The 345-nt window shown below is 37.4% G+C and carries 1 protein-coding gene; it reads right to left on the reverse strand.

Translation table 11 applies throughout. From position 1 onward, the window contains the following. A partial coding sequence (locus AOA59_RS25900; RefSeq protein WP_218212209.1) for a flagellar cap protein FliD N-terminal domain-containing protein occupies positions 1 to 232 on the reverse strand: 232 nt, incomplete at its 3' end. Positions 233 to 345 lie beyond the last annotated feature (113 nt).

The raw sequence follows: 345 nt of genomic DNA on the forward strand, positions 1-345 counted from the left end.
CATTAGAACTTGTGACCTGATTCGCAAGCATATTCGCTTGTCTGATAACAGTATCAAAAGTATCATCTCGAAACTTCATGAACGCACGGTTAACCTCGCGATACTCCCCCATTTTTAAAATTAATTCTTGTTGATCCTGTTCCATCTTTATTAATGGCTGTCGCTCTGCTTGCATTAAATCCGAAACCATTTGATTAATATCCATACCCGATGCAAAACCTGTTAATCTCATATATATCACCTTTCTTTGCTGCAAGTGGCTAGCTTCCGCCTAGCCAACACTACTACTTATTTTTTCCGTTTAAAAACAAAAAACAGAAAAAATGCGTTGGAAATGTTTCCTCT

It is taken from the genome of Pseudomonas sp. 2822-15 (genome assembly GCF_002742515.1).
Lineage (GTDB): Bacteria > Pseudomonadota > Gammaproteobacteria > Pseudomonadales > Pseudomonadaceae > Aquipseudomonas > Aquipseudomonas salomonii.